General features: G+C 35.7%; 1 protein-coding gene. It reads right to left on the bottom strand.

What is annotated here, in order from left to right; translation table 11 throughout:
• Nucleotides 1-244, bottom strand: a 244-nt coding sequence (locus AC04NP_RS30880) for a hypothetical protein (protein WP_482863994.1), incomplete at both ends; no start/stop codon positions are given.

A 244-nucleotide genomic window follows, 5' to 3' on the forward strand; every position in this document is an offset into this window, starting at 1 on the left:
CCAGTTTGCTGCCAGAGTTAATCGCAATATAAGGCGAAAGTTGACCGTCTTTGTATTGATAGATTGTATCCATATATGTTGTCATAAATTTTATGTCGGTACTTGTTGAAAAAAAATTGCTGGGAGAAAGGAAGGTGGAAATATAGATTGCATTATCCAGCATGGGCCTTAGTATTCTTCCTTTCGAATCTACTAATACAAGGGCATGGGACTTTTCTGAATATGGATTTAAAGATACCAAAAA

This window comes from Agaribacillus sp. DX54 (assembly GCF_056858335.1).